The 317-nt window shown below is 64.4% G+C and carries 2 pseudogenes; both read left to right on the forward strand.

Annotated features, from left to right (window positions below):
• Positions 1-95 (forward strand): annotated as a pseudogene (locus SB753_RS35950) (phosphoheptose isomerase); the annotation flags it as partial.
• Between the two features lie 20 nt (positions 96-115).
• Positions 116-317: pseudogene (locus SB753_RS35955) on the forward strand (BON domain-containing protein); the annotation flags it as partial.

Here is a 317-nt window from a genome sequence, read left to right on the forward strand (position 1 = left end):
CGTCCGATCGCACGGCGCGCGTGCAGGAAGTGCATCTGTTGACGATCCATAGTCTGTGCGACGGCATCGATGCGATGTTGCTCGGCGAAGAATGATTCCGAAGGAGAGCGAGTTGATGAGCGCATATCGCGTGAAGAGTACGTTTGTGAGGACCACGCTGGTGGTTGGTCTCGTCGCCGGGCTGGCTGCGACGTTGCAGGGCTGCGTGCTGGCTGTCGGCGCGGCGGCGGGCGGCAGCGCGCTGGTCGCGACCGATCGGCGCACGCTTGGCGCGCAGACGGAAGACCGCGAGATTCAGGTGAAGGCGATGTCGCTGA

This window comes from Paraburkholderia sp. SIMBA_053, assembly GCF_046534895.1.
Lineage (GTDB): Bacteria > Pseudomonadota > Gammaproteobacteria > Burkholderiales > Burkholderiaceae > Paraburkholderia > Paraburkholderia caledonica.